The sequence below is a fragment of the Sneathiella marina genome (genome assembly GCF_023746535.1).
GTDB classification, from domain to species: Bacteria; Pseudomonadota; Alphaproteobacteria; order Sneathiellales; family Sneathiellaceae; genus Sneathiella; species Sneathiella marina.
Genome location: NZ_CP098747.1, coordinates 1,351,902 through 1,376,605, shown reverse-complemented (window position 1 = coordinate 1,376,605; position 24,704 = coordinate 1,351,902). Strand labels below are relative to the sequence as shown.

At 48.8% G+C, this 24,704-nt stretch carries 25 protein-coding genes; 7 read left to right on the top strand and 18 right to left on the bottom strand.

The genetic code is table 11. The annotated features are described in order from the left end of the window. Positions 1–1,020, bottom strand: a complete 1,020-nt coding sequence (locus tag NBZ79_RS06590; protein WP_251936608.1) for a TAXI family TRAP transporter solute-binding subunit — start codon at positions 1,018–1,020, stop codon at positions 1–3. A 246-nt stretch (positions 1,021–1,266) separates the two neighbouring features. Here NBZ79_RS06590 and NBZ79_RS06585 point away from each other — a divergent pair, with 246 nt between their 5' ends. Genes NBZ79_RS06585 through NBZ79_RS06575 form a run of 3 tightly spaced genes read left to right on the top strand, consistent with a single transcriptional unit; the run spans position 1,267 to position 3,178 of the window. Further along, positions 1,267–2,145, top strand: coding sequence for an alpha/beta hydrolase (locus tag NBZ79_RS06585; protein ID WP_251936606.1), 879 nt, complete (start codon positions 1,267–1,269; stop codon positions 2,143–2,145). Positions 2,146–2,155: 10 nt separating this feature from the next. Next, complete coding sequence (locus tag NBZ79_RS06580; RefSeq protein WP_251936605.1) at positions 2,156–2,542, top strand: YybH family protein; 387 nt, start codon at positions 2,156–2,158, stop codon at positions 2,540–2,542. Between the two features lie 3 nt (positions 2,543–2,545). After that, positions 2,546–3,178: a LysE family translocator gene (locus tag NBZ79_RS06575; RefSeq protein WP_251936603.1), complete on the top strand. Its 633-nt coding sequence runs from the start codon at positions 2,546–2,548 to the stop codon at positions 3,176–3,178. 6 nt (positions 3,179–3,184) lie between these two features. On the opposite strand, the gene NBZ79_RS06570 is transcribed toward NBZ79_RS06575, so the two are convergent. From NBZ79_RS06570 to NBZ79_RS06560, 3 genes are read right to left on the bottom strand one after another with little or no spacing between them, the layout of a single operon-like run. Then, a complete protein-coding gene (locus NBZ79_RS06570; RefSeq protein WP_251936602.1) occupies positions 3,185–3,442 on the bottom strand; it encodes a hypothetical protein in 258 nt (85 codons plus the stop codon). A gap of 29 nt (positions 3,443–3,471) precedes the next feature. Then, positions 3,472–3,888 carry a VOC family protein gene (locus NBZ79_RS06565; protein ID WP_251936600.1) on the bottom strand — a complete coding sequence of 139 codons (417 nt, stop codon included), beginning with the start codon at positions 3,886–3,888 and terminating at the stop codon, positions 3,472–3,474. A gap of 23 nt (positions 3,889–3,911) precedes the next feature. Then, complete coding sequence (locus NBZ79_RS06560) at positions 3,912–4,535, bottom strand: GDSL-type esterase/lipase family protein (protein ID WP_251936598.1); 624 nt, start codon at positions 4,533–4,535, stop codon at positions 3,912–3,914. A gap of 162 nt (positions 4,536–4,697) precedes the next feature. On the opposite strand from NBZ79_RS06560, the gene NBZ79_RS06555 reads away from it, so the two are divergent. Further along, complete coding sequence (locus NBZ79_RS06555) at positions 4,698–5,108, top strand: lipocalin-like domain-containing protein (protein WP_251936595.1); 411 nt, start codon at positions 4,698–4,700, stop codon at positions 5,106–5,108. 7 nt (positions 5,109–5,115) lie between these two features. On the opposite strand, the gene NBZ79_RS06550 is transcribed toward NBZ79_RS06555, so the two are convergent. From NBZ79_RS06550 to NBZ79_RS06530, 5 genes are all read right to left on the bottom strand, one after another. Continuing rightward, complete coding sequence (locus NBZ79_RS06550) at positions 5,116–5,907, bottom strand: enoyl-CoA hydratase-related protein (RefSeq protein ID WP_251936592.1); 792 nt, start codon at positions 5,905–5,907, stop codon at positions 5,116–5,118. Between the two features lie 109 nt (positions 5,908–6,016). Beyond that, positions 6,017–6,649: an RT0821/Lpp0805 family surface protein gene (locus tag NBZ79_RS06545; protein ID WP_251936590.1), complete on the bottom strand. Its 633-nt coding sequence runs from the start codon at positions 6,647–6,649 to the stop codon at positions 6,017–6,019. Positions 6,650–6,728: 79 nt separating this feature from the next. Next, positions 6,729–11,084 carry a translocation/assembly module TamB domain-containing protein gene (locus NBZ79_RS06540; protein WP_251936587.1) on the bottom strand — a complete coding sequence of 1,452 codons (4,356 nt, stop codon included), beginning with the start codon at positions 11,082–11,084 and terminating at the stop codon, positions 6,729–6,731. Position 11,085: 1 nt separating this feature from the next. Then, entirely contained in the window at positions 11,086–12,915 is a 1,830-nt protein-coding gene (locus NBZ79_RS06535; protein ID WP_251936585.1) for an autotransporter assembly complex protein TamA, read from the bottom strand. Between the two features lie 152 nt (positions 12,916–13,067). Beyond that, on the bottom strand, positions 13,068–13,769 hold the full coding sequence (locus NBZ79_RS06530; protein ID WP_251936583.1) for a DUF1194 domain-containing protein: 702 nt from the start codon (positions 13,767–13,769) through the stop codon (positions 13,068–13,070). A gap of 271 nt (positions 13,770–14,040) precedes the next feature. On the opposite strand from NBZ79_RS06530, the gene NBZ79_RS06525 reads away from it, so the two are divergent. The 3 genes from NBZ79_RS06525 to NBZ79_RS06515 all read left to right on the top strand — a co-directional run bounded on the left by NBZ79_RS06525 (position 14,041) and on the right by NBZ79_RS06515 (position 16,000). Beyond that, positions 14,041–14,673 carry a DUF6134 family protein gene (locus tag NBZ79_RS06525; RefSeq protein WP_251936580.1) on the top strand — a complete coding sequence of 211 codons (633 nt, stop codon included), beginning with the start codon at positions 14,041–14,043 and terminating at the stop codon, positions 14,671–14,673. Between the two features lie 101 nt (positions 14,674–14,774). Next, on the top strand, positions 14,775–15,443 hold the full coding sequence (locus tag NBZ79_RS06520; protein WP_251936577.1) for a hypothetical protein: 669 nt from the start codon (positions 14,775–14,777) through the stop codon (positions 15,441–15,443). Positions 15,444–15,640: 197 nt separating this feature from the next. Beyond that, positions 15,641–16,000 (top strand): PilZ domain-containing protein, encoded by a 360-nt coding sequence (locus NBZ79_RS06515; RefSeq protein WP_251936574.1) that lies wholly within the window; start codon positions 15,641–15,643, stop codon positions 15,998–16,000. 37 nt (positions 16,001–16,037) lie between these two features. On the opposite strand, the gene NBZ79_RS06510 is transcribed toward NBZ79_RS06515, so the two are convergent. Genes NBZ79_RS06510 through NBZ79_RS06470 form a run of 9 tightly spaced genes read right to left on the bottom strand, consistent with a single transcriptional unit; the run spans position 16,038 to position 24,681 of the window. Beyond that, a complete protein-coding gene (locus NBZ79_RS06510) occupies positions 16,038–17,270 on the bottom strand; it encodes a beta-ketoacyl-ACP synthase (protein WP_251936571.1) in 1,233 nt (410 codons plus the stop codon). Next, complete coding sequence (locus tag NBZ79_RS06505) at positions 17,270–17,995, bottom strand: 3-ketoacyl-ACP reductase FabG2 (protein WP_251936569.1); 726 nt, start codon at positions 17,993–17,995, stop codon at positions 17,270–17,272. Before NBZ79_RS06505 ends, NBZ79_RS06510 begins: the two co-directional genes overlap by 1 nt. Positions 17,996–18,013: 18 nt before the next feature. Then, entirely contained in the window at positions 18,014–18,433 is a 420-nt protein-coding gene (locus NBZ79_RS06500) for a hotdog family protein (protein WP_251936568.1), read from the bottom strand. Between the two features lie 5 nt (positions 18,434–18,438). Next, on the bottom strand, positions 18,439–19,623 hold the full coding sequence (locus NBZ79_RS06495; RefSeq protein WP_251936567.1) for a beta-ketoacyl-[acyl-carrier-protein] synthase family protein: 1,185 nt from the start codon (positions 19,621–19,623) through the stop codon (positions 18,439–18,441). Further along, positions 19,620–20,123 (bottom strand): DUF3261 domain-containing protein, encoded by a 504-nt coding sequence (locus NBZ79_RS06490; protein ID WP_251936566.1) that lies wholly within the window; start codon positions 20,121–20,123, stop codon positions 19,620–19,622. The genes NBZ79_RS06495 and NBZ79_RS06490 overlap by 4 nt, the downstream gene beginning before the upstream one ends. Then, positions 20,114–21,346 (bottom strand): NAD(P)/FAD-dependent oxidoreductase, encoded by a 1,233-nt coding sequence (locus NBZ79_RS06485; RefSeq protein WP_251936565.1) that lies wholly within the window; start codon positions 21,344–21,346, stop codon positions 20,114–20,116. The genes NBZ79_RS06490 and NBZ79_RS06485 overlap by 10 nt, the downstream gene beginning before the upstream one ends. 1 nt (position 21,347) lies before the next feature. After that, positions 21,348–23,672 (bottom strand): MMPL family transporter, encoded by a 2,325-nt coding sequence (locus NBZ79_RS06480; RefSeq protein ID WP_251936564.1) that lies wholly within the window; start codon positions 23,670–23,672, stop codon positions 21,348–21,350. Continuing rightward, the gene (locus tag NBZ79_RS06475) at positions 23,669–24,277 is read right to left on the bottom strand and encodes a LolA family protein (RefSeq protein WP_251936563.1); all 609 of its coding nucleotides are present in this window, start codon (positions 24,275–24,277) and stop codon (positions 23,669–23,671) included. The genes NBZ79_RS06480 and NBZ79_RS06475 overlap by 4 nt, the downstream gene beginning before the upstream one ends. Further along, on the bottom strand, positions 24,268–24,681 hold the full coding sequence (locus NBZ79_RS06470) for an acyl-CoA thioesterase (protein WP_251936562.1): 414 nt from the start codon (positions 24,679–24,681) through the stop codon (positions 24,268–24,270). The genes NBZ79_RS06475 and NBZ79_RS06470 overlap by 10 nt, the downstream gene beginning before the upstream one ends. Positions 24,682–24,704: the final 23 nt, after the last annotated feature.

Below are 24,704 nucleotides of genomic sequence, written 5' to 3'. Positions count from 1 at the left end.
TCAATTTCGCAACATCTTTTCGTTCAGCAACCCGTTTTCCTCATAATATTTTTTTGCGCCGGGATGCAAAGGCACACTCATTGACTGGAAGGCCGTTTCAAGAGAAATCTTTGACAGTTTGGGATGGCCTCCCGACTTTTTAAAATCAGGCAGGCTTTCCCAGAATTTACGGGTGATTTTATACGCCCGTTCCGCATCGACATTTTTATTTACGATCCATAAGGCCCCGACACCCAGTGTCTTGACCTGGCTTACATTCCGATAGGTTCCGGCAGGAATGGTTTGCTCAGAGAAGAACTCATTTTCCCGCGTAATTCTCGACGCTGCCGCCCCGTCAATATTTATCAGGGAAATCTGAATGTCGTTGCTTAAATCGGAAATCGCTTTAGAGGGAAATCCTGCGATGACGAAAAAAGCGTCCAGCTTATCGGCCTTCATTTTTTTTATGGCTTCCGATGCCTTCACATATTGTACATCCATGTCCGTTTCGGAAATCCCGTAAGCCTTCAGAATAATCCGTGCGTCGACAAGGGTGCCGGACCCGGGGTCATCAAGGGAAACCCGCTTACCGGCCAAATCATAAATTGATTTGATTCCAGAATCCTGACGGACCGCCAGGTGAATAGTTTCCGTATAAAGGCTCGCGATCGCCATAATTTTCTGGTCCGGACTGTCACCAATGTAGAAGCCGGTGCCCGTTCGCGCCCAATGGGCAATGTCGGATTGGGAGAAGCCGCTTTCTATCTGTCCGGAACGAATACCGGCAATATTTGCAACAGATCCATTGGATGCCTGCCCGACGGCGAGTAATCCGGATACGCCGCAAGGGAGTGTGCCGCAATCAGATTTTGCAAGAGGGTTGGAAATCATCGTCGCAATTGCCTGGCCAACCGGATAATATGTGCCGCTGATGCCGCCGGTGCCGATCCTGAATATCATGGTTTCAGCTGCCAAAACCCCCGTCATCATAGATGTTGCTGCAAGAAGGATTCCCGCACCGAGGAGTGATTTTAAACGCATATTACATTCCCAACTTTGACGAGTTCTTTTGATTGAACCGGCTTGGATTTTAACAATGAGACTTTTGGTCTCGACTGAATTTAGTGGATTTGGGTTAATGGGACCTTAACTGCCCAAAAAAACACAGCGGAAACAAGTGGATCGTAATCCAGTTTTCGATATTTTACGGACAGTATTTAGAAATTAGCACTGCAATAATAATTATGTAATACTGAAAATAACCCTCTAACCAATAAAGGGAATATAATGAGGTATGACAATCTCAACAGGGAAGAAATAGAAGCCTTAAACGTGCAATATCTGCCGAGCCGCACGGTAGAGAACATGAACGACTATATAGAAACTGCGGGAGCCCGGAGTGCCCTGGTCAGGCGTACTCAACCCGGCCATTTAGATGTCCTATATGGCGACTCTGAAAAACAAATGGTTGATATTTTTCCGGCGGACAGACCAAATGCGCCGGTTTTTATCTTCATCCATGGTGGATACTGGCGCGGCGGTGACAAGTCTTTTTATAGTGAAATTGCGCCAATTTTCAATGAGGCAGGCGCAACGGTTGTCCTTCCCAATTATGATTTATGTCCTGCGGTCACTATTCAAACCATTGTTCGTCAAATGCAACTGGCCCTCAAATGGGTCTATGAAAATATATCCCGGTATAATGGTGACCCCGACCGTTTGTTCTTATCCGGTCATTCTGCGGGAGGTCATTTGACCGGCATGATGATGGCCACAGACTGGGCCCGGCAATTTGGGTTGCCGGCTAATTTGTTGAAGGGTGCCTCCCCGTTAAGTGGTTTATTCGATATCATGCCCCATAGATATACGGATCTGCAGGAAGACATCCGGCTGACAGAACAGGAAGCTTTGGACAATAGTCCGCAAAATCTGGCGCTTTATTGCGCCTGCCCGGTTATCTGCGCCGTTGGTGGCGGAGAACCAGCCTCATTTCTGCGCCAATCGCAGGAGTTCTCGGAAAAATGCCGGGATGCCGGGCTCGCAGTTGAATATCTCGCGCTGGATAGCGATAATCATTTCGATATTTCAGATAGATTGCATGACGCAAATGATCCATTGGTTGGCGCCATATTACGACAAATGGGGCTGAACAGAGCAACTACATAAGGAGAATTTCATGACCACCTCAACATTACAAAGCCGTGCAGAATTGTCTGATCTGGTTGACCGCTTCGTCGATGCTTTCAATCGTCAAAATATGGAAGATGTCATGAGTTTTTTCTCCGAGCAGGCCGTGTATAAAGATGCGACGGGAAAGTCACATGAGGGAAAAGCGGCAATTTCCAAAGCGTTTGAGCCAGTGCTTGACGGAACCCTCGGTAAAATCAGTTTCAACGGCGACGATCGCTTTATCGATGACGCAACGGGTAAGGTAATGGATAGCTGGACGTTGCACATGTTTCGCGGAGAAGGTGCCGACAAGGAACGCAGCATGATCGGCCTTGATCTTCTGCATTTCGAGAACGGGAAACTGGTTCGTAAAATAACTTACAAGCGCGGATAAATCATGGACCCTGTTGTTGTCTTATTGAGTATCTTCGGAATTTTCCTCCCGGCCCTGATGCTGCCCGGCCCGGATTTCGTCGCCGTTGTCCGATCTTCAATCAAGGGGGGGACGCGCGCGGGTTTGATGACAACCCTGGGCGTATCCTTGGGCCTGCTGACTTACGCCGGGTTAAGCCTTGTCGGGTTGTCGGCCATCCTGGTCCAGTATGAATGGCTTGCCTGGTCCATTCGCATTCTGGGCGCGGGCTACCTGATTTATCTGGGTGTGCGCCTGCTTTTTGCAAAACCAGCGCGGATTGATATTTCACAAGGGAGGCGCGGTTCAACGTCAAACCCATTTATCTTCGGATTTCTCGTCACCCTCACCAACCCCAAAGCCATTGTTATCTTCAGCAGTGTCTTCGCGACGGCCGTAACCGCACAAACACCCTCCTGGCTATTGATGGTGATCATCACCCTGGTCTTTGCCTCTGCGCTTGTGTGGTACAGCATCGTCAGCTTGTTCATGTCGTCAAGGCCGGTTATGGAGCGCTTCGCCAAAACCAGCCACTGGATCGAGCGGGCGGCCGGGATCTGTTTTGTGGGAATTGGTGGAAAGCTCCTGGCCGACGCCCGAAACCCGCTTTCCCCCTAGCTTAATTTACAGGTTTCTTTTGCGGATCAGCCGGCACGCAACCCATAAAATGACCAGGTTCAGGAACGGCGCCCCGATGCCCAAGGGCAATCTTATGGCATCAGGCGCCTCGATGAGTGACCAGGGTAGACCGAGAGGGATAAGCAATAGTCCGGCCAAGGGGCCCGTTTGCAGCTCAAACCAGTCAAATGTACCAACCAAAAACAGGCTTATCGCGACCGCATACAGGACCGCAAAGGTGATGACCATTAGCCGGCAAGTCATAAATCCCCTTCCGCCAGGATTTCTCTCATTCAGGCACGGGATGCCGTCGCCGGTCCTTTAAGTTCAACGACATTTCCCTCCGGATCGGTCAGGTAAAGGGACGGGCCAGTGCCCTCTGCGCCATATCTTTGCTGGACTTCCCCCGGGTCAATTCCCTTCTCACTTAAATAAGATTTGAGATCATCGGCTTCAAAAGGCTCAATAGACAGGCAAAAATGGTCCAAATTACGGCCCTCACTGCCAGGCGCTGCGCCGCCCATCCTGCCTATTTTTCCGTCAACCGGGACAAGATCAATGAGGCTATTGCCGGCCCGCAATTGATAGAGTCCGGCTTGCTCGTTGGTTTTTTCCAGGGTGCAGCCCAAGGTTTCCATATAGAAATCCATCATCAGTTGAATATCCATGACCCGCAATACCAGATGATCTATGTGCTTTATTGCAAACATGTCGCCTCTCCTTGCATTTGAAGTTAGCTGATGAAAGTCTTCCAAGCGGACCAATGTGAGATTTTTTCAGCCAGCAATTGGTATCCGTCGCCGCCCGGATGCAATCCATCCCCCTCCTTCAAAGACTGGCCATAAAGATCGCTTTCCATGAGATCGGGAAATACAGATAAGTAGGGTACCGCATTTTTTTTGCAAAGGCCTTTGTAAACGGTGTCCGCTTCTTCGATATCTTCATTTCGAAAATCCAGGTCAAAACCGGTTAAATTCGAATGATACGGCATACTCGGCATATAGACGGGGAAAGGCCCGATGGCAATCAGCGGTGCGATCGGCTTCAGATCATTTAATAACGTCTCGAAAGTCTGGATAACGCGTCGGATTGGCGTTCGGGAAATCCCTTGATGCCGCGCAAGATCATTCATCCCACAGCAAAAAACAATTCCGCCCTCATCCGGATCACTAATGCGGGCTGCGCATTCTGCCGCCGCGCGTTGGCGAATTTCTCCCAGCAACTGACTGGCGACACCCAGGTTATACGGAACGATAAGGTCCCGATGTGGCGCGCTTAAGCGACCGGGCCATCCTTGTCCCGTCTCATCACCCATTCCTTCTGTTGTCGAGGCACCGACAAAACATATTCGTTTCATGTGTTCACATGGCTTTCAAGATTATCGACAAATTCGGCCAGCTTCGAACTGCTTGTAAAAGACTACAAGGTCACTGCGCCAACAACAAGTGATCGCAACTACAAACGGGTTTGACCGCTCCCCCGCAGCTGCTAGAATAATAAGAAAAGGGGAATTTGGATCATGATGACCGTTGACGAGTTAATAGGGAGCTGGACACTGATAAGCTGGACGTCTGTCAAAAACGGAAAACCTGACGGATACCCCATGGGAGAGGATGCCAAGGGCCAGATTATTTACGCCGCAGATGGTCGAATGTCCGGATTTCTGATGCGGGCGGATTTTGAGAACGCCCCCCATGGCGCCTCTGCGACCGCGGATACCAGCCTTGCATATGGCGGCACCTACCATCTGGAGGGAGATCGTGTCAGCCATGATGTTGTTGTCTCGACCATTGCCCACTGGATTGGCCATCCGCTCGTCAGAACCATGGCAAAACAGGGAAAGGACCTGCTCCTCAAGACCAAGCCGGAAACGACGAAGTCTGGAAATATCTACGAACATCATCTGCTTTGGCGGCGCGTCAGCACCTGAAACCCCGCTATCGTCCCTTCCAGTTGGGTTTGCGTTTTTCGGCAAAGGCTTTGGGTCCTTCCAAAGTATCCTCAGCATTGCGCCAGGTCGCAAAGGCCGGGTAATTTGCCTGCCCGTCCATCGCGGCTTCCAGGCTGGTCTCATCCAGCCCGCGCATCACGGTTTCCTTCGAGGCCCGAATGGCAAGCGGTGCAGACCGAAGAATGGAGCTGCACCAACGCTCAATGGCCTCCTCCAGATCTTTTGGCGAGACAACCTCATTTACGAATCCCAGCCTTTCGCCTTTATCCGCGTCGATACTCTCGGCGCTCAAGATCAATCCCATGGCCTTTTTGAGGCCAATTTGGCGGGCCAGCCGATGCATTCCGCCCCCAATTGCGACCGCGCCAACCAGCGGTTCGGGTAATCCGAACCTGGCAGTGTCAGTTGCAATAATGATGTCACACGCCAGCGCAATCTCAAATCCGCCGCCCAGGGCCACCCCGTTCACCGCCGCGATAACCGGTTTGTCCAGGTCGTAGCGTTCAATCAATCCGGCGTAACCGTTCTTCGGGTAAACATGTCGTTTAAGGCCGTCGCTTTGTGCGATGGCTTTTAAATCACTGCCGGCGCAAAATGCACGCTCGCCCCGGCCCGTGATCACACAAATATATTGTGCCGCATCCGCCGCAAAGCCGTCCAATGCAGATTGCATTTCAGCATGCATGGGCTTGTTGATTGCGTTCATGACCTCCGGTCTATCGAGGGTTATCCGGGTCACATGCGCGTCCGTTGTCACAGAAATATAGTCATAGCTCATCAAAGGCCCCCATTTTTTTCCCCATATGCCGTACATATGTATTTTTATTGACCTCAATCAGTATAATTCGCAATTACCCGAAGGCACTAGAGCAAATACATGGAAAATATCAGTTCTTGATTTTCCAGCTCCCGTCTTCCTGACGGCAGGCTATACCGTATGTAGTTTGAATTTGCCCGTTGATATCAGATTGCGCCGTATATTCCCGGCAATATTCACCGTTGCTTTGCTGATAGGTTCTACTCGGGCTCACCTCGTATACCGTCCCGTTTCGCGGATTGTTCCAGACAATATCCTGACCGTCCTCTCCATGCTCAAGAATTTGTCCAATACAGTTCTGGTCAATTTCATCCATGGTTCGACCAATGGCCCCGCCAATCAAATACCCGATTATCGTCCCCCCGGCGACGCCGACAAGCTGACCGCTCCCCTTTCCAACTTGAGATCCGGCAACGCCACCGATTGTTGCGCCTAACACGCTTCCCAGAAGCTCCCTGTTGCAATCCCCTCTGCCTATTCCAAACGGGACGGCGGGAGGGACGGCATATTGCCGGTTCTTTCCCTTGTATTTGTGTTTGCCCTTGCCTTTTTGCTTTCCGTAATATCCCCAGGCAGGGGCCCATGGCGGCGGATCGGCAAATGCCGGTGCTATTCCAACAAATAAAAATATCGCCGCAGCCGCCGCAACAATCTTCACTTTTGAAATCCGAAATATTCCACGTATCACCAGACTACTATCCATAAAACCCCCCAATGTTCAGTGCATGGCTATTATGACTATTTAAGGAATATGACTATTTTCAGTCATTTGATGACTAAAACTAATAATCCCATTTCCAGAAAATGCCGACGCGGCTGTCCGAGGTCTGCCCCATCTCCGTTTCAAGAGAGAGGTTTGGGGTCAGATCAATCTGTACTTTTGCGCGCGTGCTGCCAGCTTCCGCCCCCTGATCGACACCCACATAAACATTTTCATTGACGTATTTTCCAACGCTGACTTCGGCGGCACCGGTGTCGGCATTTGTCCTCGCCGTGAGGACATCCACACCCAGCGTATTGCGCACAAACCCGGTTATCCCGCCGCCAGAGCCAAAACTGCCGGAAAGCGTCGCCATGGCTTCGGCAAGTTGAACCGCCTCGAGCGCCGTCAATCCGCCGGTAGATTTTCCGAATAACACTTGTGAAATCACCTCATCCTCCGGCAACCCGTCATCTGACGAAAAACTAATTTCAGGATCGGAGGCCGGCCCCTCGATTGTCACTGTTGCCGTAATATCCGCATTTTGATATCGACCGGACAGAGACAGCTCCGGGTCAAGGCTGCTGCCTCCCAACAGCGCAATTTCACCCTCTTGCAAAACGAAACTCTTTCCCGCAAAAACGAACTGTCCGCGCACGGGGCTGATATATCCCTCAATCATCGGGTCCTCGGCGGTGCCGGTAATTTTAAACTCCCCTTTCCATTCGGAATCCAGTCCGCGACCCCGGATAAAGACGCGTCGTGGCATATTCACGTCAAGCGCCAGCAAAATGTTCTTATCCAAATCCGTCCTGTTCGAAACAGTGTCTGCCTCAGCTCCGGGACGGTTGACTTCGGTCACTTTCAAATTCACCACATTGGGCGCAGCTTCACCGCCGATATCAATCTCAACATCGGTTGTGGTTATACTCCCGCCGACATTCAACGCCGCCAGCGTTCCCTCTATGGTAATATCGGCGTCGGTTGTCACTTGAAGTTCTTCCAGGTTCAATGCCTGCAGGTTTGTTGAACGGATCGACAGATCCAGTTTTGGCGTATCAAGCATCGATATATTGACAGATCCCTTGGACGAGAAGGTCCCCTGGCGCCCATCGGAAGCTGTCAGGTCGAGGGCCACGGTTTCTGTATCTTTCACCGTGGCATCCAGCGTGATATTTGTTAAAACGGTGCCATATTCCGTATGCTCATAACTGCCATTCTTCAAGGTTACGGAGCCTTGTATTTCCGGGTCAGACAAAGTCCCGTTCAGGTCAGCTTTTGCTGTAAATATTCCCGTAGCCTTCTGAGTATCCAATGAAAGAACAGGCCATAAGGCTTTGATATCGCTATCGGCCAATATATTTAATTTAACCGGTTTATCATAATCTATATGTAACTTCAAAGGTGTAAAGGTTGCGGTAACCGGGACAGTTCCGGACATATCAAGAGCCGTTTTTTCCAGGCCGGAAATATCAGCTGAAAATTCTATTTTGTCCTTCGCGATCGTCCCGTCCAAATGGCTGGAAAAGGTCGGCGTATTTGGGAATTCCGTGGCTTCCATTTGTATTTCTGTCGCGGCAAATGAAAATGTACCTGTGCTGCCTGTTTCCAGAATAGACAGCTGTGCCTCCCCATCAAGGCGACCTGTAATCTGCAGGTCCGGCATAACCAGCTCCAGTAAATCAAGGGGAAAGGCAAGAACAGTAATATTGCTTGTGGCGGACGTTTCGGTAAGTGCGGCAGAGCCCGTCAACTTTCCCTCGCCAACAGATAGAGCAAAGCTATCGATGCTCATACCGCCCTCCTCTCGTTTCAATAACAACGGCTGAGCAAGCGCGATCTTCTTACCTCCGAATTCGCCGTTTAAACGAGATAGTGAAAATTGAACACCATCATTATTGCTGGAAACAGATCCACCGCCTGCCATTTCCAAAACTGGTTCCGCTCGTTTCTCCAAATCGAAGTCATAATTCATGTCTGAAAATTTACCGTCGATGGAACCTGCAACGCTTTCCAGTTTTGAGTTTTCAACTGAAAGATTGCTGAGCTCAATTGTTGCGTTCACGGTTGGATCTTCAAAACTTCCAAGCGATCTCCCCTTTAAGCGGAGTGCGTCGACCAAAACAGAGTAGCTCGGCGCAGCCAGGGACGATGATGTGACATCAAATACAACGCTTTGCTCTTCATTTGCATTTTCCAATGTCACCAAAATCTTCGCGTTGCCTGAAATTTTTTCATCTGCCAGCGCTGCAAATGCAGCAATTTCCGGCAGCACAGCCTCAAGCTGGCCGGTAAAGGGAGTGCTATCGAAGGGGATTGATAAATCACCAGAAATCTTATTATCGGTATCATGGATCAAAAGCTGATCCAGGCTCAGACGCTCAAATCCCGGGAGACTCACATCGCTTGAAAAACTGATATTGAGATTATCCGGATCGACCACGCCGGCAATATTACCGGCTGGGCCTGAAAAAATATCCTCCAAGAGATAGCGCGCATTGGCGCGCCCTATGGCGACATTTTCAGCTTCCAGATTTTCAAATTCAATATGTCCGCTCACCTTTGGATCATCCATATCCCCGTCAATATCAGCGGTGAGTGTTCCGGAACCCGCCAGTTTTGTGGGCACAAAGGCATCAAGGCGAGATAGTTCCGGCAAGGATGCGACCAGATTGGCGGTTAGAGTTTCAAAAGACGAGGGGATTGCAACGTCTCCGACAATCTTGCCCGCCGGTAGATTAGCCTCAATTTCAGAGATGCTGATGAGCTCCTCTTTCAATTCAATCTTTGCCGTCCCGGAGGCCGTAGAGCCAATCAGATCCGTGAGCGCCTGATCCTGAAAATCGAGATTTTCAGTCTGCAATCCAATTGTCGCGCCAAACCACTGTTCCAGGATCCTCCCGTCAAAGTCGACTGTTACCGCCAGACTGCCTGTCGCAGGCAAAAGTCTGGATAGATCCTGGATTTTAACATTTGCGGTCGCGTCAGCCCGCCCGGTTGATGCGATATAATGCCCTTGTCCAGAGGCGGAAAGATTTACACCCGCAATTTTTAACTCCTTCATATCAAATCTTTGATTTGAAAATTCGAAGTTTCCCGCAAAATCAACATCCACGGCGTTCCCTATCAGGGCATCAAGTTCTTCGGGAAGCATGGTAATTCCGGCAATCGCCGCAGACCCATTTAAAGGAATATCCTTTAGCTCTGTTAGATCGAGCTTCGACGAGAAAGTGCCGGTGGCTTCAGTCGCAGCTATTTCATCACCATAGGCCGTGTTACCGACTTGAATAATAGCATCCAAAGTTACTGCGCTGAAGGTCCCCTCCATCTTCAATTCAACAACAGCACTTTCCATGGAAGCTGGTGCGATGAGGGCATTAAGAGCCGCCGGGTCCCTTAAGGTGGACTTTACGTTACCGCTCAGCACATTATTTACAAGATCGATTTCACCCTTTGCGGTAACCGATAGGTTTGTATTCTCTATCCTTGATGAGTTAATCAGGAGCTCGTCCGCTGCCGTATCCCAGGCAATGGCAGCCTCAACACCAATGTAGGAGCTGTCGATCACGGGGATGGAGGTTGTTATATCCTCTGCAAGAATGCCACCGCCTTGCACATCGATCTCTATTTGTGTTTCCCCGCGTGTACTGATTGCAAGGTCGCCTTCAAATACTTTATCCGCGCTCATGCGGATTTGCCCGCGCCAGGCATTGAGGGCGCCATCACCGAACAGTGAAGCCGTGATTTCAGGATATCCAGGCAAATCCAGAGTCCGGGCAATCAAACCACCTTGTGGCTCGCGCATTTGTACGTCAATCGCCAGCGTTCGAAAATCAGGATGATAGGAGAAAAGGCCTTCCACCGAACCCGCGTTGCCATCCAGCCGTGAAATTTTCACCTCGCTATAAATCGCGTCATTCACTTGCGTATTGAGCTTTAGGGAAAGATTTAAGTGTGCTTCCCGGCCAAGTACGGGCTCTTGAAGTGTTATGGTCTCTACTGTCAACTGGTCGAGCTCGACGGAAACGGGAAGTGAGAAGGAGGACAGAGTGTCCCCTTCATCTGCATCAGGAACGGAAACAGGTCTGCGGGCCATGTTGAAAGACTGTAGGGAAACATCTTCCATTTCCAGCCTGCCGATCAACAAATCCAGTGGCGACCAGGTTACTTTCAGCTCTTCTGCTGTTGCCCAGCTGCCTTCTGAATCCAGGAGTGAAAGGGAAGACAGCTGGAATTCGGAAAAAAGATTTCCCGACAACTCGCCCAGGGATATGGAGACGCCGGAGGGATCGCTCAGGCGTGATTCTATTTGCCGAACCACAAATTCTCTGCCCTGATCAGTCAGGAAAAACGAATAAACGCCTGCCGCTGTGATCAGAAATATCACCGCGAAAATTGCCAGATAACTGGCTATTCGTTTGCCGGTCACTACTTTCATATCAAAAAGCCTGGCCTATACTTATGTAGAATTGAAACGGATCATCTACATTTTTCCTGCGGTCCAGCGGCATGGCGACATCAAAGCGGATAGGCCCGACCGCTGTATAATATCGAAGCCCCAAGCCGGCGCCCCACAGAAATTCATCAGAAAAATCAGGCACCATACTCTCATAAACATTCCCCCCCTCGATAAAGGGAACGAGGCCAATATCTTCCGTAATGCGGATGCGCGCTTCGAAGCCAACCTCCAAAAGTGATCTGCCGCCAATCGGATCGTTTTTCGAGTTTAACGGACCGACCGTTTGGTATTTATAGCCCCGGATAGATCCGCCGCCACCAGCATAAAATCGCTTTGTCGCCGGAATATCATTGGCACTTTCACCGGCCATCGCCCCGATCTTACCTCGCGCAGCCAACACCAGCCGCTTGTCCTTTAACACAGGATAATAGGCTGATCCGTCCAGCTCCCCGCGCAGGAAATCTGGCGATATGTCATTCAGTCCCAGATACGGTATGATCGCTGTTCCGATACGGTAGCCGGTCGTTGGGTCCAGAATATCGTCCGTTGTGTCATACCGTGCCGTCATCGGCAATCCTGCCAGCGCGAAATCTTCCTGGCTCTCATCATCTTCAATATTGGCATACTCAAGCGTAATACCAATACCCACGACCCATTTTTCTCTCCAAATACGTTCCAAGCCTACATAGGTTGCAATGGAATCTTCCTTGTAAGCTTCTGTATTCTCATGCTTATATTCAATATCTGCTTTGAGATCCTGATCAATCTTACGGTAATTTGGCTTCGTGTAACTAAGACGTAATCCCCGGCGAATTTCAGCGACTTCAAGATCAACCCGGACCTTCTCCCCCTCGCCAAAAAAATTACGATGCTCCCAATAGGCTTGCGTGCCCAATCCTTCACTGGTTGACGCACTCCCGCCAATGCCAATTGTTCGCTGATCACGTTCGGCAAATTTCATGACCACAGGCACGGTCGCCCCCTCCACATCCCCTGTTCTGGGCTCCAGTTGAACATTTGCGAATAAACCGGTCCGCAAATAGCGTCGTCGCAACGCGTTAATTATCGATGCATCATATAAAACACCCGCTTGCCATTCGGATATTTTCCTCAAATATTGCTCTTCAACCGTTTTCAATCCCTCAAGCTTCAACGCCCCCATTTTTAGACGGGGGCCCGCATCAATACTCAGGGTCACCTCCATGCCATCCGTGGCGAAGTCGACAATGACCTCCTGATCCAGAAGCTTCGCATCCGGGAAGCCGCGATTTGCCAGCGTTGTAAGGGCATTGCGCTGTGCATTGAGGATGGCAGCTGATCTTGCCGGCATCCCAATTTCAATCCCCAGATCGTCGAGGTCTATTGTCTCCGGGGTGCTGGCAGCTTTTTCGTAGATGACATCAAATTTGGTTACTCGAAAGCGGGCTCCCGACGTTATGGAAAATTTGATATCCAGGGTTTCTGAGGTCTCGTCAATCTCATAGGTGACTTTGTTATCGTAATAGCCTTCAGACCTTAGAACCTTATCCATGCCGTCTTTATCTTCGTCAGCTCGCCGGCGAACCGCCGCAAGACTGGGAAGGGAATGATCTTCGAGCTGTTCCAGTCTGGAAGATTTTAATATCAACTCCTCTATTTCTTCAGAGGGCGCACCGTCAATAGTCACATCATAATCGAAATTCGTTCTGATCTCGTCAGGTGCAGGATTATCGGACGTGTTGTCAGTCGCCGCCAAAGCGGGCAAAAGTGGGAACGTCGCGAGCAAAAATATCAACAGCATCGTTGGTACATATGTCAGTCGCGATGACATCAAGATTATTCATCTCTAAATAAGTCCGGAGCGATGATCCGGAAATGACTAAAAATATTTGTTTATTCAAAAAATCACTGTTTTTCCAACCTAGTGCTTCTGATGAGTTGAGTCTAGAGTAAGCGGGATTTTGATCGATCACGTTGCCCCTCTTATTCCTTCGCTAAAACAATTGGCTTACCTGGCCATCTTGAGAGGCGAAGTGGTGCAATTTCCCGGATCAACTTGCGCCGGATAGCTGTGTCAAAATCCTGATAATTGGCGACTGTCATCACAAAGGAATCCACTCCACCAACTACATTATTGCCATAAAATTCTTCCAGGTTGTCAACATCTGTCTCTATGGCCAGGCCGTTGATTACAATTCCAGCACTTACCAATTCGTCACGTGCGGTTCTTGTAATACCTAAATTCTCGACGCCGCCATCCCCGGAAACATCGATGACCTGTCGCCGGGAGGAGAAGCCATTGTCGGTAAATAATCGTCCTGAAAATTTCATTGCTTTGCTGAGGACCGTATCACCGGCGATGAAACGTCTCGGCATACTCCTCAATCGGTTTCCCAACTGAGCCAAATCTGTTTCATCTCGAAGAAAGATCCAGTTCACTGCGACCCATTGCTCATCCGGGCTGGACCATTGAACAACTGCAAGGGTAATACCTTGTTCGCCCGCCCGTTTTATAGCTGCCAAAATATCCGGATGTTCAAACGCCAAAGCCAGCCCTTCAGTCTGAAGCATGTATTCTCCGTCATCAACGCTTCCGGAAACATCAATGGCAAGAACCAGTTCAAGATCTACTTGCTGCTCCGCTGCCAATGCCGTTTCCGCATCACTGAACAAGGTGATCGCCATTGTAACGGATAGCCAAAACCAGAGCCGGAAAAACAGTCTTTTCCTCTTTGGAAAACAAAGCGGCGTCCCACTCAATGTAAATGACTCGATGTAGAAATTAGCATTTTGCCGTCCAATCCAGAAGTCGACGCTGCTTAATGATTGCCTGTCTTGCAAATCATGAATTAAGTTTGAAGCTATATGGGTTTCAAATTCTATATTAGATTATTATGCTTATACTAATAGCAATACAACGCTCGTTTCCAATCAATTAATTAGCAGGAGTGAAAAGATGTTTCGGAGTTTATCCATTTTCTTTGTCATTGCCCTTTTCTTTGTTGGCGTGGCGCACGCGGAAAAAAAGCAGGAAAATATATTCGCCTCGGTGTTCCTTAAAGGCGACAAGATTGGACATATCCATTTAACAACAGTGACCAACGAGAAAGGAGAGATTGAAGAATTAAAAGCCAATGCATCCGTTTCTTTTCTCGGGATGGAAGTCTATGGCTTCACGCAAAACCTGACTGAGAAATGGCTGAACGGGGAGCTTCAGGAAATGAGGGGCAAGACCGATGACAACGGGACCCCTCACGAGATCTCCCTTGATCGGGACAATACGGGATATAAAGCGACATATAACATGAAGGCAATTGACTTGCCGATTACGGCATTTCCAACGTCGCCCTGGCATTACGACATTACAAAGAACAAGCTTCTTTTCAATATTGTTGATTTTGAATTGCTTGCGGTCCAGATACAGTCAGAACCCGACACTGTTGAAATTGAAGGTAATTCTATCGAGACTGTTAAGTTCACCTTCACCGGTGACTGGAAAGCGATCCTTTGGTTTGATAAATCCAACAAATTTTTGAAAGGAGACTACGATATTTCCGGCCGTCAAATCACGGTAGTTGTTGATCAGTAGTTCAAAAATAACGTCGACTTTTATTAACTAAATTTGCAAATCACGAAGTACAACGCTAACTTTATTATTCTGACTATTTGATTCCAACGCGGGTGAGCGGCATGGCAAAGTTTATGCTTTCAGTTTTTCTGATGTTTCTGGCAAGCGCATGTGCCTCTTCATCGCTGGATCAAAATTTTGCTTTTAACACCACCAAGAGCGATGGAATACTTGCAATTAAAAACCCCCGCATAAATAACGAGAGCTGGCTATTCCTGCAAAAAGTTGACCTCACGGAGCAAAAATTCGTCGGGAGCCCTTTGGAATTTTCAACCTGTGACGATTGCCTGCCCTCGTCAAATACTTACAAACTTGAAAAAAGTGATACACCAGACTTCCGGTTGCTGCCGATCCCTCCTGGAACCTATGCCATCGTCGGCTTACTCAAATGGGAGCGTACCGGTGGCAATCAGCGTAAAAGCCTGCATAGCTGCTTTGCCAAAGCAACGGCGGTTTTTGAAGTTAAAGCCGGTAAGGTCAATATGGTCGCCACCGCAAAAAACCAAAACAGCGCCATAAGCAACCTGACCCAGCTAAAATCTCTGGTATCCACGTTCCCGGGCATCACCAGCGATGTAATCTCCGCTCAATTGCTGGCCGTTATTGCTTTTGATGCGAACGGTCATGGCCCGTTACAATCAAATTGCCTTAACGGGATTGATGGACGCTCCTTCAACATTTTGCGGCGATTGGACAACAGAACAATAGCCAGTATTGCAACTACTATTTGAACATTCAAAAGTTGATTTGATCGCGCCTATTTTACCACAAATTTTAGAGATTACTTGGCCATTTATTAATTTCTTTTCGATTTAATATTTCATAAGTATATTAAATCGCGTCGCTCTTGGGGATACTCTTTGCGGTTTCACCTAAAGATCGGAAAATAGTAGTTACTTGTTATTTGGCTTAAACGGGCGGAACCATCGTGGATCATAGAGAAGACGACCCTTCTGGGATTGAAAAACGTCGATACAAGCGCAAAACTGTCATGTGGAGCGGCAAGCTGTCCTTGCTCTGGGGTGCGCGTCTTTCAAATGAGGAACATACCGTTGCAGGCGTGGTCAGGGATATGTCTGTAAGCGGTGCAAAATTTCAAACCAAGGACGTTTTTTCAGCGACTGCAGGGGTCGTGCTGGAAGTCCCCCGGTTTGGCAATTTTAACTGCAAAATGATCTGGCAGGACGGATATGTTGTCGGCTTGAATTTTGACGAAAGCCCTGAAGAAATCTACAAAACCATAACAGAGGCTCTGCCGGGCATCGCCATTGATCCAAATCCGATCTAGCAACAAATCGCTGGCTCGGCTCCCACCTGCCCACTCCTTAAATTGCCGAGGCGTTTCGAAAAACCAATGACGTGTTAATGCCGCCAAAAGCAAAATTGTTCGACACAAAATGCTCGGCTGAAATTGACCTTCCGCTTTCCATTATATAATCCACGTCAGCGCATAAAGGATCAACTTCGTCCAGATTCGCAGTTGGAGCAAACCAGCCCTCTCGCATCATTTCAATGCTAAGCCATGCCTCGATAGCACCGCACGCGCCCAGACTATGACCAAAATAACTCTTTAGAGAATTTATAGGCGTCGTACTTCCCATGACGGTATTAGTGGCCTGGCTTTCCGCGATATCACCCTGCTCTGTCGCCGTTCCGTGGCCACTGATAAAATCTATATCCTGATAACTCATCCCGGCATCCGCAAGCGCTCCGCTCATGGCCAACTCCATGGTTTCTTGCGTCGGGTTAGTGATATGCCGACCGTCAGAGTTCGTCTTGTATCCAATGATTTCAGCAAAAATTGTCGCGCCACGCGCCTTTGCCTGCTCATATTCTTCCAAAATGAGCGTTCCCGCCCCTTCTCCGATAACCAATCCGTCCCGGTCCTTATCAAAGGGTCGCGGGGACAGGTCCGGTGTATCGTTCTTTATGCTCGTGGCATATAAAGTATCAAAGACCGCCGCCATGGTTGGACAAAGCTCCTCGGCGCCACCGGCAACCATGGCATCCTGCATGCCATACCTGATTGCTTCATAGGCATACCCAATCCCTTGACTGCCGGAAGTGCAGGCACTTGATGTCGGGATAACACGGCCGGAAAGGCCATAAAAAACGCCAATATTTACCGCCGTCGTATGGCCCATCATCTTCACATAGCTGGTTGCTGACAAATCACGGGAATACCCGTCTCGGATCAAATCCGTAAAGGCAACAACGGGCTGAGTACTTCCAAATGATGACCCATAAGCCACGCCCATTCTGCCGGAGGTCAGCAAAGGATCATCTGTTAAGCCCGCAGATTCCAAGGCCATTTCCGTCGCATAAACAGCCATCTTGGAAACAGGTCCCATACTGCGAAGCATTTTCCTGGGATATCTTTTATCCACATCAAATCCTTCGACCGGCCCGGCAAGTCTCGTATTCAAGCCCGTATAAAAGTCCCAGCTTTCCATGCGGCGGATACCGGTTTTACCGGCTTTCATTTTTTCCCGCACCTCAGACCAGCTATTGCCAAGCGATGTAACACCCGCCATACCGGTAACGACAACGCGCCGCATTATGCCATACCTCCATTTACGGAGATGACCTGACGTGTAATATATGCCGCCCCGTCAGAGCAGAGGAAAGACACGGTCGACGCGACCTCAGAGGGTGTCCCGACACGTCTAAGGGGAATCATTTTCATTATTTCATCCATTGGCAAATCATCCGTCATAGAGGTTTCAATGAGCCCGGGAGCAACAGAATTCACCGTGATTTTTCGTTTTGCCAGTTCCAGAGCGAGCGCCTTCGTTGCGCCAATCAATCCTGATTTGGACGCACTGTAATTTACCTGTCCACGGTTTCCCATGACGCCTGAAAGGGAAGACAGAACGACAATTCGTCCCCCTTTACGCGCAGAAACCATGGGCAAGGTTACGGGACGAAGCACGTTATAAAATCCGTCCAGGTTTGTCTGTATCACCTCATCCCAATCGTCATCCGTCATTGCGGGAAAAGCTGTATCCCGGGTAATACCCGCATTCAGTACAATCCCATAAAATGACCCATGCTCGGCAATATAAGCCTCCAGAATATCCCGGCATTGCGTGCGGTTTGACACGTCAAACTGGACGAGGCTGGCGTCCCCGCCATCGGCCTTGATCTGCGCAACTGTTTCCTGTCCAGCATCCTTGTTCCGGCCGTAATGGACAGCGATTTCAAAACCGTCTTTTGCAAGCTTGACCGCGATTGCCCGGCCAATTCCACCGCTCGCGCCGGTTACTAATATTCTTCTTTGCATCGGAGTTCATTCACCCTGTTACGGTTGGTATACGTTAAGCCGTGAAGAGGCGACAACCACATCTTCTCGCTCAATACGACAATCAAATACGGCCATTGGCGCCTCATTCCATATCATCTGAACAGTAATTTCCAATTTATCTCCGATTGAAAAAAAGGGGACATTCAATTCCACCTTTCTGGCACTTGCCAAATATCCGATTTTCACATTCCCGCCAGAGTTTTTAGCCTTTATGCCACTATATGCCGCAACGGATTGCGCCATATATTCAACACTCACATAAGAGGGGACGACATCATCCGCCATAAAGGGGCTGTCAGGTGTAATTTCAACAAAGGAGTGAACAGTCTCTGAATCATATGCCTCGATACGATCGATAAGGATCATCGGCACCGCGTGATAGAGAAGATCATTAACTGGATAATTGCAAGGTTGCATGGCAATTACTCCTTCACCAGAACAGCGCTAATATTGTTACCGCCAAACGCAAAAGAATTCGTCATCATAGCACGACTACCATGATCTATTTTTTTACCCAAGGAAACCAGATTTATTTTTTCTATGTCGTCATCTACCTGGCCATCCCATATATGAGGCGGGAGGAGACCGTTCGAATACTTAGATTGCATCGCAAGCCATAGAAAAGCCAGTTCAGTACTGCCTGCCGCCCCCAGCGTATGCCCCGTCATCGCCTTTGTGGAACTGGCAGGAACCTGGCCCAGTACGTCGCCGACAGCACTGGCTTCCATCCGATCATTTAATACCGTTGCGGTTCCGTGTAAATTAAGATAGCCGATATCGGAAGCACTCATCCCGCTTTTTTCAAGCGCGATCTTCATCGCGTTCGATGCCCCTGCCCCCGTGGGATCAGGCGTACTCATATGATGCGCGTCTGACGTTTCACCAATACCTGCAACCCGCACGTCGCTCTCCTCACGCGACATGACGAAAACAGCTGCGCCTTCTCCAATATTGATGCCGTTGCGGTTACGGCTGAACGGCAAGCACAGGTCCTCTGATAATAATTCCAGGGAAGCAAAACCGTTCAATGTTAACCTGCAGATCGTATCCGCCCCGCCGACGATTGCCGCATCGCAAAAACCCGCCTTCATCAAGCGTTGCGCCGACGCCAGGGTTTTGGCACTGGATGTGCAGGCGGTAGAAATCGTCATCGCCGGGCCCGTCAGGTTGTAATAATCCCTCGTAAAATAGGCTAAGGACGCGTTGTCCTGTCGTTCGTAATGAAAGGATTCTGGAAAAAGCCCCGTTGCAACTTTCTGTGAAATACCCTCTTCGTTATCTCCAATTCCCGACGTGCTTGTTCCCAGAATAACGGCAACCCTGTCGGGACCATATTTTGAGATTACCGCACGAATATCCGCATCAATTTCAAGTAACGCAGATAAAAGCAGTCGATTATTGCGGCTGTCATAAATTTCCAGTTCCGGTGATAGGGAGGGAAGCGTCGATCCAACCTGCCCGATGAAGACGGATCGATCCGGTAATTTGCCCGATTGCAATGACATTCCGCCTGTTCGTCCGGCAAACAATCCCGTGCTTACCTCGGATTTTCCAGCTCCCAAAGGATTAACGATGCCGAGGGCATTCAAGTAATACCCGACCGTCATTTATCGATCTCGTAAGAAATAATTGTCATTTCATAATCGTTTTTAGGATCCGTAATCTGCACCGTTTCATTCCACGCATTCTGACGACTGGATTCATACTTAATCTGAAGTTGTTTCTCTTTCGCGTCTAAAAATTGCCGATATACCTCCGTATCCTGGGGCCAATAGGTAACGACGACAACTTTTAAAATATCCAGTGCCTGCAGCTCTTCGGATACCCAGCTGGCGCGACCAGATGTCAATCCCTGATCATCCCAATTGATTTCAAACGCACGGCGTCCAAGCGAGTCCAGGCCAACCATCCGCATCTGCTCGGCTGACATGCTCAGCCTGACTTGCAGCTGAAAATTCTGATCACCGTAATGGCCACTTAGAATTTGCACAACTTCCCGCGGCTTGTCAGGCAACGTCCAGCCAGGGGCATCTGAACGCCGTTGCTCTGCGGTGCTGCAGCCGGCGAGTGTGAGAAAAACAAGAAGCTGAAAAACTGTCAGGCGCATTGTGCCGCCAATAAATCTATGTACCGCCGCCCCTGTTTTACAAACGGGTTTTTCTCATCCCAGGCATATCCCGCTAAAATTGACACGATCATTTTTTTAATGGGATTATCATAAGGCGGCGGATTAAAGAGGATAGTCTGCAATTCTCCGTCATACCATGCCTCGACGAAAGCCCTGAAACAATCGACGCCTACTTTGAGAGGTGCCGCAAAATCCTGCTCCCAGTCGACATCTTCTCCCGACAACTGGCGCATTAACGGGTCAATGAGCAAATCTGCGGATTTAAAGGCAATTGTCACACCTGATGAAAACACCGGATCCAGAAATTCTCCCGCATTGCCGAGCAAAGCGAACTGCGAATTGCACATTCTCGAAACGTTTGACGAATATCCTGAAAGCTCACTGACCGGCCGTCGCTCCGTCGCGCCCTTCAAATAATCGTTCAATTGCGTGGTTTCGCCGATCAGCGCCCAAAGTTTATCAGAGGCCGATCCGTGATAGCGCGCCATATGCTCGGCAGAACAAACAACGCCGACAGAGGAGACGCCTTCTGAAAAAGGAATGAGCCAGAACCATATGTCGCTATGCTTGGGGTGAACGGTAATAAGTATTTTCTCGCGATCAAAATCCTGCCGGTCCAATGAGTCGTCAACATGTGTGAATAATGCATGTCTTACGGGAAATGTGGACGGCAGGCCAAGGTTCAGCAAGCGAGGCAATACCCGTCCATAACCACTTGCATCAACGACAAAGCGGCATTTAATCAAATACTCACCCTGCTGCCCGCATCCCTTTATAGAAACAATTTCACTATCAAACTGCACATCCAACACGGTGTTTTCAAACCAGATTTTCGCCCCGGCTTTTTCTGCTTCGCGTGCCAGCAAACTGTCAAACTTTTCCCGTTGTACCTGATAGGTTGAGGACCAGCCTTCGGTGAATTTGTCGCTAAAATCAATTGAACTGAACCTGGTATCATCTGAAAAATTTGCGCCATTTTTTGTTTGAAAATCCGCGTCCTTTACGGCGCCCAGAATGCCAGCTTTCTCCAGATATACCATACTTTGTGGTAGCAGGCTTTCGCCAATTACAAATCGCGGAAACCCGGATTTCTCAATGACAAGAACATTGACTCCGCGCTGAGCCAGCATCGTAGCAGCAAGAGATCCCGCGGGTCCTGCGCCGATAATTACAACATCATATTTATCTTGGTATTCGGTCATTTTACAAGGGCTTCAAGGGTTGTTTCTTATTGTTGGATGCCAGAGGTGCCAGACAGTAGGCAAGAACTATCCCAACTAGAATAGTAACGCCGAACGCATGAATAGCATATGTATCACTCAACGCAAGCAGCCCGAATGCAAGAATTGTCGATATGGCGGATAAGCCATTGGCCAACATTGCACGCGGCTTGCGAGCACCGAAGGCCTCGCGATTAAATATTGCATAGTCAAGACCGATCGCAAATATCAATATGAGAGACATTGCGTTGAAAAACGTGAACGTTTCCCCGAAAAGAGCAATGATACAAGGCGTCAGCAGCACAGCCCCAATAGAGGGTGACATCGCCTGAAGCGCTCCCAACACCCCATATCTCAAGGATAAGAAGACCCAGACAACGCAATAGGCCACAAGCAACATAAGCAAAGCACGATACCGGTAGGTTCCAAATGTTTTACTTAGATCATCAGCTTGATTGATCAAAGTAACATTTCCCGCTGAACCGGATAATTTTAGGAGAAGATCTGTATTTTCCACACCAGAAAGAGAAATGGAATGAACGACGGTACCAGGTGTGTTCAAGAGCCTCAAACGTTGCAGGCCATAGGGAAGGTCCGTGTTTGAAAAGGCATCAAGGTCCAATGTGTTGTCCGTTAGATCATAGGGTATCGTGCCCGGCAAGCCGATAGCCTCCATATGCTCTTCCAATTTCGGAAGCAGGATATTTGAGACAAGATCCTGATTGTCTTTTTGCCGCAAAACCGAGGGGACAATTTGCGAAACCATCTGATATCCCGCTATGGCGCCTGTCTCCACGAGCCGGTCCAGTTCCACGCCCAGTTTTTCTTCCAGTTGCAAAACGTCTTCTGAAGTTGCTCCGCGCACAAGCAGTTGATGTGTTTCATTACGAATACCGGCCAGCAGGCGTATTTCAAGCTCTTCTGCCTGCAAATCTGCGGGAAGTGTTTGCAGATTGCGCACATCGTCATCAATCTTGATTTTCACGGCTCCAAAAACACCAACAAGCAGGAGGATCGCCAAAACCATAACTTTAATTTTTTTAGAATTTTCCCTTGTCCAGAAGTTATGCACTACCATGGAAAGTCGAAGTATTTTCTCACCATGGGAAAAGTTTTGCGAACGATCCAAAAGCGGGAAAACATACAGAACAGTCAAAAAAGCCATTGTCAGCCCCGCGGCTGAAAAAAGCGCAATTTGCTGCAATCCTGGAAAGGGAGTCAGGGAGAGTGTTAAGAAACCTAAAACCGAACTGACTAATCCAAGCGTCAAGCCCGATTTGATCGCCGCTACCCGCTTTTTGGCGGGTGGCGCCTCACTTTGAAATCGTTCACAAAAATAATGAAATGCGTAATCTACTGCAATCCCAATTAAACCTGCGCCAAAAACAAGAGCCAGCAGATGCAATTGACCAAAAAATAGCAGGACAACCGCCAACCCGCCCGTTATTCCCGAAGCAATAGCCAACAAGCTCAAAAACAAAGGCTTAATGCTTCTGAAAATTAGCAGGTTAAGCAAAATGATCCCGATGAGAGAGACACTGCCAATCAGGGTGGCTTCTCGCTCGGCCTGTCGATACGCTTCCCGCCCATAAAATACAGCGCCGGTTTTCAGAATATCCACATCATCAAAGCTAGAGTTTATCTTGTTTTGGGCATGATGGATTGCGCCAAAGACATCTGCCTGCAATGACTGATCAAAAGCAGAGCCCGCAAGGACTCCATCGACAAGGACATACCAGCGATCGCCTTCTTTAAGCGCCAAAACATCATTATGCTTTCGAAAATTAGTCGAATTTTTTTCAAGCGACGGTAGATAGGCAGGAAAAAGCAGAAAAGGATCCTCTCGGATCATCGTTGAATTTGTGAAAGTTAGCGGAGACAGGATTTGCGCCAGAGCCCGGTCCATCAAATTTTGACCGGCCCCGGTTTTAAGCGCGTCCCGATCCTCTGTTGTTAGTAGCTTATTGCGAAACCGAAACAGCTCTTGTCCAAAGCCGGTCCTTCCAATTTCCCCCGATCGCTTTTGACCCTCATCAAAAACGCCTCCCTCAATCAGCTCTTTACGCATCATATCCGCCGCGTCACGGGCAACTTTGAAGTCTGGATTCCCAACCAGTATGATCAGCCTGCTGGATCCTTTCGATTGTTGCGCGGCTTGGGCTTGCTGTACCCACTCGTTTGAGCCTGAAGGCGGCAGCAGCGCCAGAATATTGGTTTCCAACGGAACCCCGTTGGAGAACCGAACCAAAATTACAATGGCCGCGCAAATCATCAACAGCAGATATGTGAAAAAGCCGGTTTTGCTCAAAGCGGTGCCTGACGGCTTTTCTGGGCTGCGCTACGAACGTCGCCAAGAGGCGCCTTTTGTTGATCAGAGAAAGTTATGATATCTCTATCTTCCTCTCCTTTTTTTATGTCGATCTTGTCCAGATAATCGGTCATCTCAAATGACAGGGCAGTGAAGGGAAATTTTACATCCGATTCCGCTGGAATAAATTCCAATCGCCAACTGTCGGTATCTCTTACAGTTTTTGAACCTGTCATAGTCTCGAGCGGTTCCCAATTTCCACTTAAAGAATCTTCCAGAACATCTCGCAATACCGAAAGCGACGGGAACTGGGCAATACTCAATTTTGATATCTCTTTGCCTGCCACGGATTGGCTTATTCCTTCATCATCGATAACCATAAATGATTTAAACGGTTTTTCCGTCTGCCATATCAGCGCTGTCCCCGGCAGGAGAAAAAACTGCCCCGCTGAAATGATTGGTTTATCAAACCCTGCCAAAAATCGAGATTGAGAAAACTTTCCCATCAGGCCTTCGTCTGGCGCAAGACGAACAGGATCCGCAGATGTCGGTTGATACAGGATCAAACAAAAGGAAAGAGTCAAAAACGCCAGTTTTAATCGCACAGTATTTCTTCAACTTTCTGCCTGAAAGCGACGGGGGACTGGAACATCATTTCTTCCGTATTCCTGTCAATCGCTACCTGAATAGTATAGCCCTTTGTCAGCCTTTCATTGTTCTTCATATCTTGAATGAGATAATTTATTTTTAATCGGTTTTCATATTCGACGAGCGTTGCAGTGACCTTGACACTTTGCGGAAACCGGAGAGGCCGGACATATTTTATCCTCATATCAACAATCGGCCATGCGAACCCGCTTTCGCTCATTTGATGATAATTATAGTTCAACTTGTCAAGCAGGGCGCAACGGGCCTGTTCAAAAAACCGAGCATAATTTCCGTGCCACACGATTTCCATCGGATCCAAATCATAGAATTGAGTTTTGATGACAACGTCAGCTGATATCATATTGTTTCCAAAAGGGTTTTAGT